Below are 14,344 nucleotides of genomic sequence, written 5' to 3'. Positions count from 1 at the left end.
TGATCCTGCCGAACTCCCCCCGGCCTCCTGTGTGTCACCCGACAGGGGCTGTTCCGGACGAAGACGGACCACGGGCCCGGCCCGCATCGCGGAGAGGTCACCATGAGAGGCACACACCCGAGCAGGCGGTTGGGGGTCGGTCTGCTGACAGCGGGCCTGATCTCCGTAGGACTGCTCCCCGTCCCCGCGCAGGCCGCGGCGGACACCAACCTCGCGCTCGGTCGAGCCGCGACGGCCGGCGGCGCCAACGGCGGCTACCCGGCGTCCCACGTCAGCGACGGAAGCCAACAGTCCTACTGGGAAGGCCCGTTGGGCTCCTTCCCGCAGTGGGTGCAGGTCGACCTGGGCACCCAGGTGGACCTCGACCGCCTCGCGCTCAAGCTGCCGACCGGCTGGGAGGCGCGCAACCAGTCCCTCGCCGTCCTCGGCAGCGCCGACGGCACGACGTTCAGCACCATCACCGCCGCCCAGGCACGGGCGTTCGACCCGTCCGCGGCCAACACGGTGAACATCGACCTGCCGTCGGCCACCGCCCGGTTCGTCCGCGTCCAGGTGGGCTCCAACACCGCCTGGAACGCCGCCCAGCTCTCCGAGCTGGAGGTCTACGGCGAGACCGGAGGCGGCGAGGACCCGGGCGACCCGCCGCCGGTCACCGGCACGAACCTGGCCCGCGGCAAGCCCGTCGAGGCCACCTCCACGACCCAGAACTACGCGGCGGGCAACGCCAACGACGACAACACGTCCACCTACTGGGAGTCCGCCGGCTTCCCCGCCTCGCTCACCGTCGACCTGGGCTCCGACGCCGACGTCCAGGCCGTGGTCGTCAAGCTCGACCCGGGCTCCGCCTGGGGCCCGCGGACCCAGTCCCTGGAGGTCCTCGGCCGCGCCTCCGACGCCACGGGCTTCACCACCCTGAAGGCGCGCGCCGACTACGCCTTCAACCCGTCGTCGGGCCAGAACACCGTCACCATCCCGGTCACCGGCCGCGTCTCGGACCTGCGGCTGACCGGCTTCTCCAACTCCGGTGCCCCCGGCGCCCAGGTCGCGGAGATCCAGGTGCTCGGCACGGCCGCGCCCGCCCCGGACTTCGTCGTCAACGAGCTCACCTGGGAGCCGTCCACCCCGTCCGAGGCCGACGACGTGACCGCCAAGGTCACCGTCCGCAACGCCGGCACCGCGGCGGCCCCGGCCACGACGGCGAACGTCAGCGCCGAGGGCACCGTCGCGGGCTCGGCCCCGGTCCCCGCGCTCGCCGCCGGACAGTCGGCGACCGTGAACGTCCCCCTGGGCAAGCGGCCGATGGGCTCCTACACGGTCTCGGCGGCCGTCGACCCGACGGACACCGTCCCCGAGCTCGACAACGGCAACAACAGCCGCACCGCGACGAACAAGCTGACCGTCACGCAGACCCCGGGCCCGGACCTGACGGTCACCGGCATCACCCCCAACCCGTCCACCCCCGCGGTCGGCGCGCCCGTCTCCTTCACGGTCGCCGTCAAGAACCGCGGTACGTCCTCCGTCCCGGCGGGCAGCGTCACGCGCCTCACCGTCGGGTCCACCACCCTGAACGGCACCACCCCGGCCATCGCCGCGGGCGCCACCGCGGACGTCGCCCTCAGCGGCACCTGGACGGCCACCGACGGCGGCGTCAACCTCACCGCGACCGCCGACGCCACCGGCACCGTCGCCGAGACCAACGAGAACAACAACGTCTTCGGCCGGTCCCTCGTCGTCGGACGCGGCGCCGCCGTGCCGTACACCGAGTACGAGGCCGAGGACGCGCGCTACCGCGGCACCCTGCTGTACACCGACTCCACCCGCCCGTTCGGCCACACCAACTTCGCCACCGAGTCCTCGGGCCGCGAGTCGGTGCGCCTCAACGCGCAGGGCGACTACGTGGAGTTCACCTCCACCAATGCCGCCAACTCCATCGTCGTGCGCAACTCGATCCCCGACGCGCCGGGCGGCGGCGGCCAGGAGGCCACCCTCAGCCTCTACGCGAACGGCCAGTTCGTCCGCAAGCTGACCCTCTCCTCCAAGCACAGCTGGCTGTACGGCACCACCGACCAGCCGGAAGGGCTCACCAACACCCCCGGCGGGGACGCGCGGCGCCTCTTCGACGAGTCCAACGCCCTGCTGACCCAGTCCTACCCGGCCGGCACCACGTTCCGGCTCCAGCGGGACGCCGGCGACAACGCCGCCTTCTACGTCGTCGACCTGATCGACCTGGAGCAGGTCGCCCCGCCGGCCGCGAAGCCCGCCGAGTGCGTCTCGATCACCCAGTACGGAGCCGTGCCCAACGACGGCATCGACGACACCGACGCCCTCCAGCGCGCCGTCACCGCCGACCAGAAGGGCGACATCCCCTGCGTCTGGATCCCGGCCGGCCAGTGGCGCCAGGAGCAGAAGATCCTCACCGACGACCCGCTGGACCGGGGCACCCACAACCAGGTCGGCATCCGGGACGTCACCGTCCGAGGCGCCGGCATGTGGCACTCCCAGCTCTACACGCTGACCCCGCCGCACCTCGCGAACGGGATCAACCACCCGCACGAGGGCAACTTCGGCTTCGACATCGACGACAACACCAAGATCTCGGACATCGCCATCTTCGGCTCCGGCACCATCCGGGGCGGCGACGGCAACGCCGAGGGCGGCGTCGGCCTCAACGGCCGCTTCGGCAAGAACACGAAGATCAGCAACGTCTGGATCGAGCACGCCAACGTCGCCGCCTGGGTCGGCCGCGACTACTCCAACATCCCCGAGCTGTGGAACCCGGGCGACGGCCTGGAGTTCAGCGGGATGCGGATCCGCAACACCTACGCCGACGGCGTCAACTTCTCCAACGGCACCCGCAACTCCACCGTCTACAACTCGTCGTTCCGCAACACCGGCGACGACGCCCTCGCCGTCTGGGCCAACAAGTACGTCAAGGACACCTCGGTGGACGTCGGCCACGACAACCACTTCCGCAACAACACGGTCCAGCTGCCGTGGCGGGCCAACGGCATCGCGGTCTACGGCGGTTACGGCAACACCATCGAGAACAACGTGGTCTCCGACACCATGAACTACCCGGGGATCATGCTCGCCACCGACCACGACCCGATCCCCTTCTCCGGGCAGACGCTGATCGCCAACAACGCCCTGTACCGCACCGGCGGCGCGTTCTGGAACGAGGACCAGGAGTTCGGCGCGATCACCCTCTTCGCCCAGGGTCCCGACATCCCGGGCGTCACCATCCGGGACACCGACATCCACGAGTCGACCTACGACGGCATCCAGTTCAAGACCGGCGGCGGCGCCATGCCGAACGTCAAGGTCACGAACGTGAAGATCGACAAGTCGCTCAACGGCTGCGGAATCCTCGCGATGGGCGGAGCGCGCGGCAGCGCCACGCTGACGAACGTCACCGTCACGAACTCGGCCAAGGGCGACGTCTGCTCGCAGCCCGGCACGCAGTTCGTCTTCAACCAGGGCTGACGCCCCGATCCCCCTGCCGTGGGGACGCCCGGCCCTGCGTCCGGGCGTCCCCACCCCACCCCCTCCACGAAGCGAGGAACGATGAGAACCCCCACCTGGCGGTCACGGTGCCTGAGCGCCGCGATCGCGACGAGCCTGCTGGCTCTGGGCGGTCCCCTGACGGCCGCCCACGCCGCCGGCGGACCCAACATCGCGCTCGGCGACACGGCCGCCGCCGGCAGTGCCCAGCCCGGCTACGGCGCCGGCAACATCACCGACGGAAACCAGGGCACGTACTGGGAGAGCGCCGGCGGCTCCCTGCCCCAGTGGGTGCAGGCCGACCTCGGCACCGCCACCCGCGTCGACGAGGTGGTGCTGAAGCTGCCCGCCGGCTGGGAGGCCCGGAACCAGACCCTGTCCGTCCAGGGCAGCGCGGACGGCACCGGCTTCTCCACCCTGAAGGCCTCCGCCACCTACACCTTCAGCCCCGGCTCGGCCAACACGGTCACCGTCGCCTTCCCGGCCACGCTGACCCGCTTCGTCCGGGTGAACGTCACCGCCAACACCGGCTGGCAGGCCGCCCAGCTCTCCGAGCTGGAGGTGCACGCGGCCGAGGGCTCCTCCGCGAACCTCGCCGCGGGCAAGACCCTCACCGCCAGCAGCCACACCGAGGTGTACGCCGCGCCCAACGCCAACGACGGCAACCGGGCCAGCTACTGGGAGAGCGGAAACAACGCGCTGCCGCAGTGGCTCCAGGCCGACCTCGGCGCCTCCGTCGCCGTCAACCGGGTCGTCCTCAAGCTGCCCGCCGGCTGGGGCGCCCGCAGCCAGACCCTGAAGATCCAGGGCAGCACCGACGGCACCGCCTTCACCGACCTCTCGGCCTCCCGGGCGTACGCCTTCGACGCGGGCAACGACAACACCGCGACGATCACGCTGGACTCCACCACCACCCGCTACGTGCGCGTGCTGGTGACCGCGAACACCGTCCAGCCCGCCGCCCAGATATCCGAGCTGGAGGTCTACGGACCGGCCACCGGCGACATCCAGGCCCCGTCCGCCCCCGCGAACCTGGCCTACACCCAGCCCGCCACCGGGCAGATCAGGCTCACCTGGAACGCCTCCACCGACAACGTGGGCGTGTCCGGCTACGACATCTACGCCGACAACGTCCTGCTGACCTCCGTCGCGGGCGACGTCACGAGCTTCACGGACAACCGCCCGGCCGACCGGACCGTCTCCTACCGGGTCCGGGCCAAGGACGCGGCCGGCAACCAGTCCGGGGACAGCAACACCGTCACCCGCATCGGCGACGGCGGCGACACCCAGGCCCCCACCGCCCCCGCGAACCTCGGGTACACCGAGCCCGCGAGCGGCCAGGTGAAGCTGACCTGGACGGCCGCCACCGACAACCGCGGCGTCACCGCGTACGACGTCTACGCGAACAACGTGCTGCGCGGCAGCGTCCCGGGCCAGACCACCACCTACACCGACACCCAGCCGGCGAGCGCCACCGTCGGCTACCACGTGGTCGCCAAGGACGCGGCGGGCAACACCTCGGTCGCCTCCAACAGCGTCACCCGCAACGGTACCGGCGGCACCGGCTCCAACCTCTCCGTCGGCAGGACGATCGAGGCGTCGTCGGCGACGGGGAACTTCGCCGCGGCCAACGCCAACGACAACAGCACCGCCACCTACTGGGAGGGCGGGGGCGGCGCCTACCCGCAGACCCTCACCGTCAAGCTCGGCGCCAACGCCGACCTCGACCGGCTCGTCCTGAAGCTCGACCCGGCCCAGGCCTGGCAGGCCCGCAGCCAGACCATCGAGGTCCTCGGCCGCGAGCAGAGCGCGACCGGCTTCACCAGCAAGATCGCGGCCAAGGGCTACTCCTTCGACCCCGCGAGCGGGAACACGGTCACCATTCCGCTGACCGCGCGGCTCGCGGACGTCCAGCTGAGGTTCACCGCCAACACCGGCGCGCCCGGCGGCCAGATCGCCGAGTTCCAGGTCGTGGGCGTGCCCGCGCCCAACCCGGACCTGACCGTCACCGGACTGTCCACCACGCCCGCCGCGCCCGAGGAGGACGACGAGATCACCGTCTCGGCCGTCGTCCGCAACGACGGCGCCGCGCCCGCGGCGGCGAGCAGGGTCGCCGTCCGCCTCGGCGGCACCAAGGTCGCGACCGGGCAGGCCCCGGCGCTGGCCCCCGGCGAGCAGGCCACCGTCCCCGTCTCCCTCGGAGTGCGCGCCGCGGGCTCGTACGAACTGAGCGCGGTCGCCGACGAGGCGAACGAGGTCCTGGAGCAGAACGAGACCAACAACACCCACACCCGGTCCACCGCCCTCGTGGTCAAGCCGGTCGCCGGCTCCGACCTGCTCGCCACCTCGGTGACGACCAGCCCGTCCAGCCCGACCGCCGGTGACGCCGTCACGTTCAAGGTCGCGGTGAAGAACCAGGGCACGGAGCCGACCGCGGCCGGCGACCGCGCGGTGACACTGGAGCTCCTCAACGCTCAGGGCGGCGTGGTCAAGACCCTGACGGGCGCGCAGAGCGGCGCCCTGGCGCCCGGAGCCTCGGCCGTCGTGAGCCTCGGCACGTGGACGGCCGTCAACGGCTCCTACACGGTCAGGACGGTCATCGCGGCCGACGCGAACGAACTTCCCGTGAAGCGGGAGAACAACACGCAGTCGCAGCCGCTGTTCGTCGGTCGCGGCGCGAACATGCCGTACACGATGTACGAGGCGGAGGACGGAGCGGCAGGCGGCGGAGCCTCCGTCGTCGGACCCAACCGCACCGTCGGCGACGTCGCGGGCGAGGCGTCCGGCCGCAAGGCCGTCACCCTGGACGCGACCGGCGAGTACGTCGAGTTCACCACCCGCGCCGCGACCAACACCCTGGTCACCCGCTTCTCGATCCCGGACGCCCCGGGCGGCGGCGGCATCGACACGACCCTGAACGTCTACGTCGACGGCGTGTTCAAGAAGGCGCTGCCGCTCACCTCGAAGTACGCCTGGCTGTACGGCGCCGAGGCCGGCCCCGGCAACGACCCGGGCTCCGGCGCCCCGCGCCACATCTACGACGAGGCGAACCTGATGTTCGGGGAGACCATCCCCGCCGGCAGCAGGATCAGGCTCCAGAAGGACTCCGCGAACGCGGCCGCGCACTACGCGATCGACTTCGTGAACCTGGAGCAGGTCGCCCCGGTCGCGAACCCGGACCCCGCCACCTACACGGTGCCGGCCGGCTTCACGCACCAGGACGTGCAGAACGCCCTCGACAAGGTCCGCATGGACACCACCGGGAAGCTCGTCGGCGTCTACCTGCCGGCCGGTGACTACCAGACCTCCGGCAAGTTCCAGGTCTACGGCAAGGCCGTCAAGGTCGTCGGCGCCGGCCCGTGGTTCACGAAGTTCCACGCGCCGACCACGCAGGACAACACGGACATCGGCTTCCGCGCGGAGGCCACCGCGAACGGCTCGCTCTTCAAGGGCTTCGCCTACTTCGGCAACTACGTCACCCGCATCGACGGGCCGGGCAAGGTCTTCGACTTCCAGAACACCGCCGACATCGTCATCGACGACATCTGGAACGAGCACATGGTCTGCCTGTACTGGGGCGCCAACACCGACCGGATGACGATCAGGAACTCCCGCATCCGGAACATGTTCGCCGACGGCGTCAACATGACCAACGGCTCCACCGACAACCTGGTGTCCAACAACGACGCCCGGGCCACCGGCGACGACAGCTTCGCGCTCTTCTCGGCGATCGACGCCGGCGGCGCGGACATGAAGAACAACGTCTACGAGAACCTCACCACCACGCTCACCTGGCGGGCCGCGGGCCTCGCGGTCTACGGCGGCTACGACAACACCTTCCGCAACATCCACATCGCCGACACCCTCGTCTACTCCGGCATCACCATCTCGTCGCTGGACTTCGGCTATCCGATGAACGGCTTCGGGACCATCCCGACGAACTTCGAGAACATCTCGATCGTCCGGGCCGGCGGCCACTTCTGGGGCAGCCAGACCTTCCCCGGCATCTGGATCTTCTCCGCCTCGAAGGTCTTCCAGGGCATCCGGGTCAGCCACGTGGACATCGTCGACCCCACCTACAGCGGCATCATGTTCCAGACCAAGTACAACGGATCCCAGCCCGAGAACCCGGTGAAGGACACCGTCTTCACCGACATCTCCATCACGGGCGCCCAGCGGAGCGGCGACGCCTTCGACGCCAGGTCCGGCATCGGCGTCTGGGCCAACGAGATGCCCGAACCCGGCCAGGGCCCCGCCGTCGGCGAGGCGACGTTCGACTGCCTGCGCATGCAGGACAACGCCGAGAACATCCGGAACACCACCAACTTCAAGATCAACGTCAATCCCTGCTGACCCCGCCCCGCCCCACGGCGGGAGCACCGGCGCCCACCGCATCCGGCGGTGGGCGCCGGTCTCGTTCGCGGTGCGCTCCATGGCGTGAAAGTGACTTGTGCCCGCAGTGTGGACCCCTCTTCCGAGGCATATTTAGGTTAGGCTAACCTTCGTCGCGTGCATGTTGGTGAAGAGAACTCCGCGATCCCGCGTCCGCGCGGACACGAGCTGTCGGCCACGGGTGTCACCGTGGCCTACGACGGTGTCGACGTCGTCCACGAGGCGTCGTTGACGCTGCGGCCGGGCCAGGTGACCGTCCTGGTCGGTCCCAACGGCAGCGGCAAGTCGACGCTGCTGCGGACCGTCGCGCGGCTCCAGCGGCCCCGTGCCGCCGCGCTCGTCATCGACGGGGACACCGACGGGCTCGCCCTGAGCCCGCGTGAGTTCTCGCGCCACGTGGCCCTGCTGACCCAGGGCCGGCCCACGCCCGGCGGACTGACCGTGCGGGACGTCGTCGAGTTCGGCCGCTACCCGTACCGGGGACGCTGGGGCAAGGCCGACCCGGGCGGCCGGGAGGCCGTGGACCGGGCGCTCGCCCTGACCGGCGTCGAGGAATTCGCCGACCGGGGCGTCGAGCACCTGTCCGGCGGACAGCTCCAGCGCGTGTGGCTCGCCGGCTGCCTCGCCCAGGAGACCGGCGTGCTGCTCCTCGACGAACCGACCACCTACCTCGACCTGCGCTACCAGGTCGAACTCCTCGACCTGATGCGCGACCTGGCCGACGACCACGGCATCGCCGTCGGCGCCGTCCTCCACGACCTGGACCAGGCCGCCGCCGTCGGCGACCGGATCGTCCTGCTCCACGCCGGGCGCATCGTCGCCGACGGCCTCCCCGAAGACGTCCTGACGGCCGAGCGGCTGACCGAGACCTACGGCATCCGCATCGACGTCGACCCCGACCCCCTCACCGGACGGCTCCGCACCCGCGCGATCGGCCGCCACCACACGCGAAGCGAAAGGCTCAGCACCCCCTCATGAGACGACACCTCGCCACCGCCGCGGTCCTCGCCGCGGCGGCCCTCACCCTGACCGCCTGCGGCACCACCGAGCCCGCCGCCGACGACAAGGCGAAGACGCCCGCCGAGAAGATCACCCTCACCGACGCCTCCGGCCGGAAGGTCGTCCTCGACGGCCCCGCCCGGAAGGTCGTCGGCACCGAGTGGCACGAGGTCGAGCTGCTGGTCTCGCTCGGCGTCGACCCGGTCGGCGTCGCCGACGTCAAGGGCTACAAGACCTGGGACACCGCCGTCCCGCTGAAGAACGAGCCGAAGGACATCGGCACCCGCGGCGAGCCGAGCATGGACACCATCGCCGCCCTGAAGCCGGACCTCATCGTCGCCAGCACCGACCTGCCGCCGGCCGCCGTCAAGCAGCTGCGCGCCGTCGCCCCGGTGGTGGAGGTCAAGTCGGCCGACGCGGCCGACCCGATCGGGCAGATGAACAAAAACCTCGACCTGCTCGCCCAGGCCACCGGCACCACCGACAAGGCCGCCGAACTCAAGAAGGCCTTCGAGGCCAAGGTCGAGGAAGGCAAGAAGGCCCTCGCCGGCGCCGGCCTCGGCGGCGCCAAGGTCGCCTTCGCCGACGGCTACCTGGTCTCCAACCAGGTCTCCATCCGCCCCTTCACCAGCGGCTCGCTCATCGGCGCCGTCAACGAGAAGCTGGGCCTGAAGAACGACTGGAACGTCAAGGGCGACCCGGCGTACGGCCTCGGCACCACCGACGTCGAGGGCCTGACCAAGCTCAGCGCCGACGTCCACTTCGCCTACATCGGCAACGACGGCGACGAGAGCAGCACCCCCTTCACCGGCGCCCTCGCCAAGGACAAGGTGTGGACCTCGCTGCCGTTCGTGAAGAAGGGCAACGTCCACCGACTGCCCGACGGCATCTGGATGTTCGGCGGCCCGGGCTCGATGACGCAGTACATCGACTCGATCATCGCCCTGACGAAGTAGACGAATAAAGAGGCCATGGCCGTCACCGCAACCACTCCCGCCACCCGCCCGCCGGCGGCCCCGTCCCGGACGGGCGCGGCCGCGGTGACGGCCGCACTGCTCCTCCTCGTCGCGGGGCTCGCCCTCGTGGACATCACCCAGGGCACCGCCTCCGTCGGTGCCACCGAGGTCTGGAAGGCCCTCACCGGCGAGGCCGATCCGGCCGACGCGTCCGTCGTCATCGCCTCGCGCCTGCCGCGGATGGCCGCCGGGCTGCTCGTCGGCGTCGTCCTCGGCATGGCCGGCGCCGCCCTCCAGGCGGTCAGCCGCAACGTGCTCGCCGCCCCCGACACCCTCGCCGTCAACGCCGGCTCCTACTTCGCCCTCGGCCTCACCGCCGCCACGGGCGTCTCCCTCCCGCTGCTCGCCTCCTCCGGCATCGCCTTCGCCGGCGGCCTCACGGCGGCGGCCGTCGTCCTCGGCCTCTCCGGCCTGGGCACCGGCACCGTCCGCCTCGTCCTCGCCGGCAGCGCCCTCACCCTCGGCCTGACCGCCATGACCGAGGGACTGCTCCTGCTCTTCCCGCAGGAAGCCGAGGGCGTCTACCACTGGAACCAGGGCAGCATCTCCCAGAACGGCTTCGACGGCGTCCTCCAGATGGCGCCCATCGGCGTCGTCGGCCTCGCCGGACTGCTGCTGCTCGCCCGCCGGATGGACGCCCTCGCCCTCGGCGACGACGCCGCCCGCGGCCTCGGCGTCCCCGTCCGCTCCACCCGCATGACCGCCGTCGTGCTCGCGGCCCTCCTCGCCACCGCCGCCGTCACCCTCGCCGGACCGGTCGGCTTCGTCGGCCTGTGCGCCCCGGCCCTCGTCCGGCCCCTCGCCCGCCGCTTCCGGGGCTTCGCCCGCACCCGGATCGGCATTCCCGTCGCGGGTCTCGTCGGCGCCGGCCTCGTGCTCGGCGCGGACGTGCTGCTGCGCACGCTCGTCCCCGCGGACACGGCGGTCGCCGTGCCGACCGGCGTCGTCACCAGCCTCGTCGGCGCCGCCTTCGTGATCGCCATGGCCGCACGGCTGAAGGACACCGGCGGAGTCCCCGCCGACCGGCTGCGCATCCGGAGCCGCGCCGTCTTCGTCGGGGTCACGGCCGTCCTCGTGGCCGTCCTCGTCGGCGTCGTCATCGCCGCCGTCCTGCTCGGCGACGCCAAGCTGCTCCTCGGCGACGTCGCGAACTGGGTCACGGGGCAGGCCGGGCGGACCGTCGGCTTCGTCCTCGACACCCGGGTGCCCCGGGTCCTCGCGGCGCTCCTCGCCGGCGCGGGGCTCGCCCTGGCCGGCACGCTCGTCCAGGCCGTGACCCGCAACCCGCTCGCCGAGCCCGGCATCATGGGCGTCTCCGGGGGCGCCGCGCTCGGTGCCGTCCTCCTCGTCACGACCGTGCCGATGGCCGGCGGATGGGGGGTGGCGGGTGCCGCGTTCGCGGGCGCCGCCGTGGCCTCCGCGCTGCTCTTCGGACTGGCCGCGCGGGGCGGTTTCCAGCAGACCAGGCTCGTCCTCGTCGGCTTCGCCCTCCACTCCGCCGCCGCCGCCCTCGTCAGCCTGCTCGTCATCCTGACCGACCCGTTCAACGCCACCAAGGCCCTCACGTGGCTGTCCGGCTCCACCTACGGCCGGACCCTGCCCGACGTGGTGCCGCTCGCGGTCGCGGTCGCCGTCGGTCTGGCCGTCGCGGTCGCGCGCCGCACCGAGCTCGACCTCGTCTCCCTCGACGAGGACACCCCGCGGCTCCTCGGGCTCTCCCTCGGCAGGGGCCGCCTCGGCTTCCTCGTCCTCGGTGTGGTGCTCAGCGCCGCCGCCGTGGCCGCCGCCGGCGCCATCGGCTTCGTCGGGCTCGTCGCCCCGCACGCCGCCCGTGCCCTCGTGGGCCGGCGGCACGCGCGCGTCGTCCCGGTCGCCGTGCTCCTCGGCGCGCTCCTCGTCTGCACCGCCGACCTGGTGGGCCGGACCGTCATCGCGCCGGCCCAGCTGGGCGCCGGGACCATGACCGCGGTGATCGGCACGCCGTACTTCCTGTACCTGCTGGTGCGCAGCCGCCGGTAGCCGCGTACGACCGTCCGGCCACGGCCCCTACCGGGGGTCGTGGCCGTCGGTCCTCCCCGGGGTGAAGTACTCCTCGGCCCGGAACTCCGCGCCGTGTTCGTTCCGCACGCGGTGCAGGACGAGCCCGGGCCGTCCGCCGCCGAGGTGGTCCGCGCCGGTGACGACGACCACGCCCTCGTCCTCGTGGTGGCGGATGTGGCCCGGCTCGCCGGAGTACAGGCCCCGGGAGACCGTCGCCGTGAGGACGTCGAGCCGGCGGCCGGCGTGGTGGGTGAAGGCGTTGGGCCGCAGCGGGCGCCGGGCCTCGACGAAGCCGGCGATCTCCTCGGCGGAACGCGTCCAGTCGATCCGTCCGTCCTCGTCGGAGCCGCTCCGCAGGACCTCCGTGAACCGCTCCGGTCCGTGGTGGACCGTGCCGGCCGGACCCGGGTCGAGGTGGTGGTGGACCCGGCGGAGCAGGGAGGCGAGCACCTCGCGCTCGCTCGCGCTCAGCGGGGCCAGGACCTCGTCGTCCGTGGCGGCGATGTCCGCGTTGAGCAGGTCGAGGTAGGCGCGGCCCTCGGGGGTCAGCCGGACGAGGATCCTCCGCCGGTTGCCCGGATCGCGGGCGCAGTCGACGTGTCCCGTCCGCTCCAGGTCGTTGACGATCTTCACCAGGTCGCTGGAGTTCATGTCGAGCCGGGCGGCGAGGAGCGTCTTCATCTGCGGGCCGAGGTCGGCCACCATCGCCATGACGGTGAGGTGCCACAGCCGCAGGTTGTGGGCGGCCAGCCGCTCGGTGAGCCGGCGGCGCGCGGCCTTGCCGACCGCGTACATGAGGTACGCGTTGAGGTTGAGCACGCTCGGGGGCGTCATGCTCAGGCGGGGCGGGCCCGTGGGCGCCGCCGCGGGACGCCCGGCGTCCCCCGCCGCGGCCCCGGGCGCGGTCCCGGGGCCGGTCGCGGAGGCGCCGGTGTCCGCCGTCAGGGCCGCCACGTCCCCGGCGAGCGTGAGATCGGTGCCCGCCAGCGCTCTGAAGACCTGGGCCCAGTCGGTCGTGGGCGTGTTCGAGATGCCGACGACGGTGAACTTCGCTCCGGACGCGTCGCACGCGGTGCCGGAGACGACCGGTCGTTCCATGTGTTCCCCCTTGTTCACCCGGCGGTGTGGTCCGGCCGACCGGGTCGGGTCGTACGCGTACCGGCGCCCCTCGGGACCGTCCGAGGGGCGCCGGAGTCCCTGGGGCGTGCGCCCCGCGCGCTCACGGCCGTTCGGTGAGGTACCCGCCCATGGAGGTGAAGTACTCGGTGGCGGGCAGTTCGCGGCCGTCCTCCGTCCGGACGCGCGTGACGGCGAGGCCGTGGTTGCGGCCCGTGCGGGCGTCGGCGCCGGCGACGATCACGACGCCGTCGCCCTCGCGGTAGAAGACGCGGCCGGGAGTCCCGCCGTAGCGGCCCTCCGACACCACGGCGGAGAGGATCTCCAGGCGCTTGCCCCGGTGGAAGGTGAAGGCGCTGGGGTAAGGCGCCGACTGGGCGCGTACCAGGCGCTCCAGGACCTCGGCCGGCCAGTCCCAGTCGATGCGGATGTCCTCTTCGGCGCGCTTGTGGAAGAAGCTGGCCTGCGAGCGGTCCTGCTTCGTGAACTCGGTCTCCCCGGCGGCGATCCGGGCGAGCGCGCCGATCGTGACGGGGGCGATGAGGTCGACGGTCTTGTGGAAGAGGTCGGTGGCCGTGTCGGTGGGCTCCACCGTGACCGCGCGCTGGTCCACGATGTCGCCGGCGTCGAGCACCTCGTCCATCAGGTGGGCCGTGACGCCCACCTCCCGCTCGCCGTTGACGAGGGCCCAGATCAGGGGGGAGAAGCCGGCGTACTTGGGCAGGAGGGAGTCGTGGACGTTCAGCGTGCCGTGACGGGGGAGCGAGTAGACGCGCGGCGGGATCCACGTACGCCAGTTGTTGGCCACGATGATCTCCGGATCTGCGGCCTTGAGGAGGTCGAACAGCTCCTCGTCGTCCGGCCGGTTGCGGATGGCGACGGGGACGCCGTGCTCCTCGGCCAGATCGGCGACCGAGTCGCTCCAGATCTTCTCGTAGGCGTGCTCGCTCTTGGGATGTGTCACGACCATCACGACGTCGTGCTCGGACTCCAGGAGTGCTTTCAGGGTGCGGTGACCCCACGTCTGGTAACCGAACATGACGACCCGCATGAGGGTTCCTCCTCGAAAGAGCGAATGACGGCCGCAAGTAAAGCAAGGCTTACCTAACATTGCAATAGCCCAACGTTTTCAAGCCAGTTGATAGGTGAACCTTCGTCAGGTGTCCGGTTTGTACGGTCGACAGCCCACCGCAGGTCAGGTTAGCTTTACCTAAGTTCCGACTGGCTGACGGTGACACCGAGCCGGTGTCGCGTTCTCTTCCCCACGCCTGACAAGCGGC

At 71.6% G+C, this 14,344-nt stretch carries 7 protein-coding genes; 5 read left to right on the top strand and 2 right to left on the bottom strand.

The genetic code is table 11. The features are described 5' to 3' along the window. Positions 1 to 102: 102 nt before the first annotated feature. From AB0E19_RS05150 to AB0E19_RS05130, 5 genes are all read left to right on the top strand, one after another. Complete coding sequence (locus AB0E19_RS05150; RefSeq protein ID WP_362173469.1) at positions 103 to 3,483, top strand: CARDB domain-containing protein; 3,381 nt, start codon at positions 103 to 105, stop codon at positions 3,481 to 3,483. An 81-nt stretch (positions 3,484 to 3,564) separates the two neighbouring features. Beyond that, complete coding sequence (locus tag AB0E19_RS05145) at positions 3,565 to 7,854, top strand: discoidin domain-containing protein (RefSeq protein WP_362173466.1); 4,290 nt, start codon at positions 3,565 to 3,567, stop codon at positions 7,852 to 7,854. Positions 7,855 to 8,010: 156 nt separating this feature from the next. Next, entirely contained in the window at positions 8,011 to 8,871 is an 861-nt protein-coding gene (locus AB0E19_RS05140) for an ABC transporter ATP-binding protein (protein WP_362173463.1), read from the top strand. Beyond that, positions 8,868 to 9,848, top strand: a complete 981-nt coding sequence (locus AB0E19_RS05135; RefSeq protein ID WP_362173460.1) for an iron-siderophore ABC transporter substrate-binding protein — start codon at positions 8,868 to 8,870, stop codon at positions 9,846 to 9,848. Before AB0E19_RS05140 ends, AB0E19_RS05135 begins: the two co-directional genes overlap by 4 nt. A 15-nt stretch (positions 9,849 to 9,863) precedes the next feature. Then, positions 9,864 to 11,927 carry an iron ABC transporter permease gene (locus AB0E19_RS05130; protein ID WP_362173457.1) on the top strand — a complete coding sequence of 688 codons (2,064 nt, stop codon included), beginning with the start codon at positions 9,864 to 9,866 and terminating at the stop codon, positions 11,925 to 11,927. 27 nt (positions 11,928 to 11,954) lie between these two features. Here AB0E19_RS05130 and AB0E19_RS05125 read toward each other — a convergent pair whose 3' ends face one another. Both AB0E19_RS05125 and AB0E19_RS05120 read right to left on the bottom strand, forming a co-directional pair. Next, positions 11,955 to 13,046, bottom strand: a complete 1,092-nt coding sequence (locus AB0E19_RS05125) for a winged helix DNA-binding protein (protein ID WP_362173454.1) — start codon at positions 13,044 to 13,046, stop codon at positions 11,955 to 11,957. A 121-nt stretch (positions 13,047 to 13,167) separates the two neighbouring features. Further along, positions 13,168 to 14,115: a methionyl-tRNA formyltransferase gene (locus tag AB0E19_RS05120; RefSeq protein ID WP_362173451.1), complete on the bottom strand. Its 948-nt coding sequence runs from the start codon at positions 14,113 to 14,115 to the stop codon at positions 13,168 to 13,170. Between the last annotated feature and the right edge of the window lie 229 nt (positions 14,116 to 14,344).

Origin of the sequence: Streptomyces sp. NPDC047974 (genome assembly GCF_040653375.1) — a bacterium.
Taxonomy (GTDB): domain Bacteria; phylum Actinomycetota; class Actinomycetes; order Streptomycetales; family Streptomycetaceae; genus Streptomyces.
This window is presented reverse-complemented; position numbering and strand designations above follow the sequence as displayed.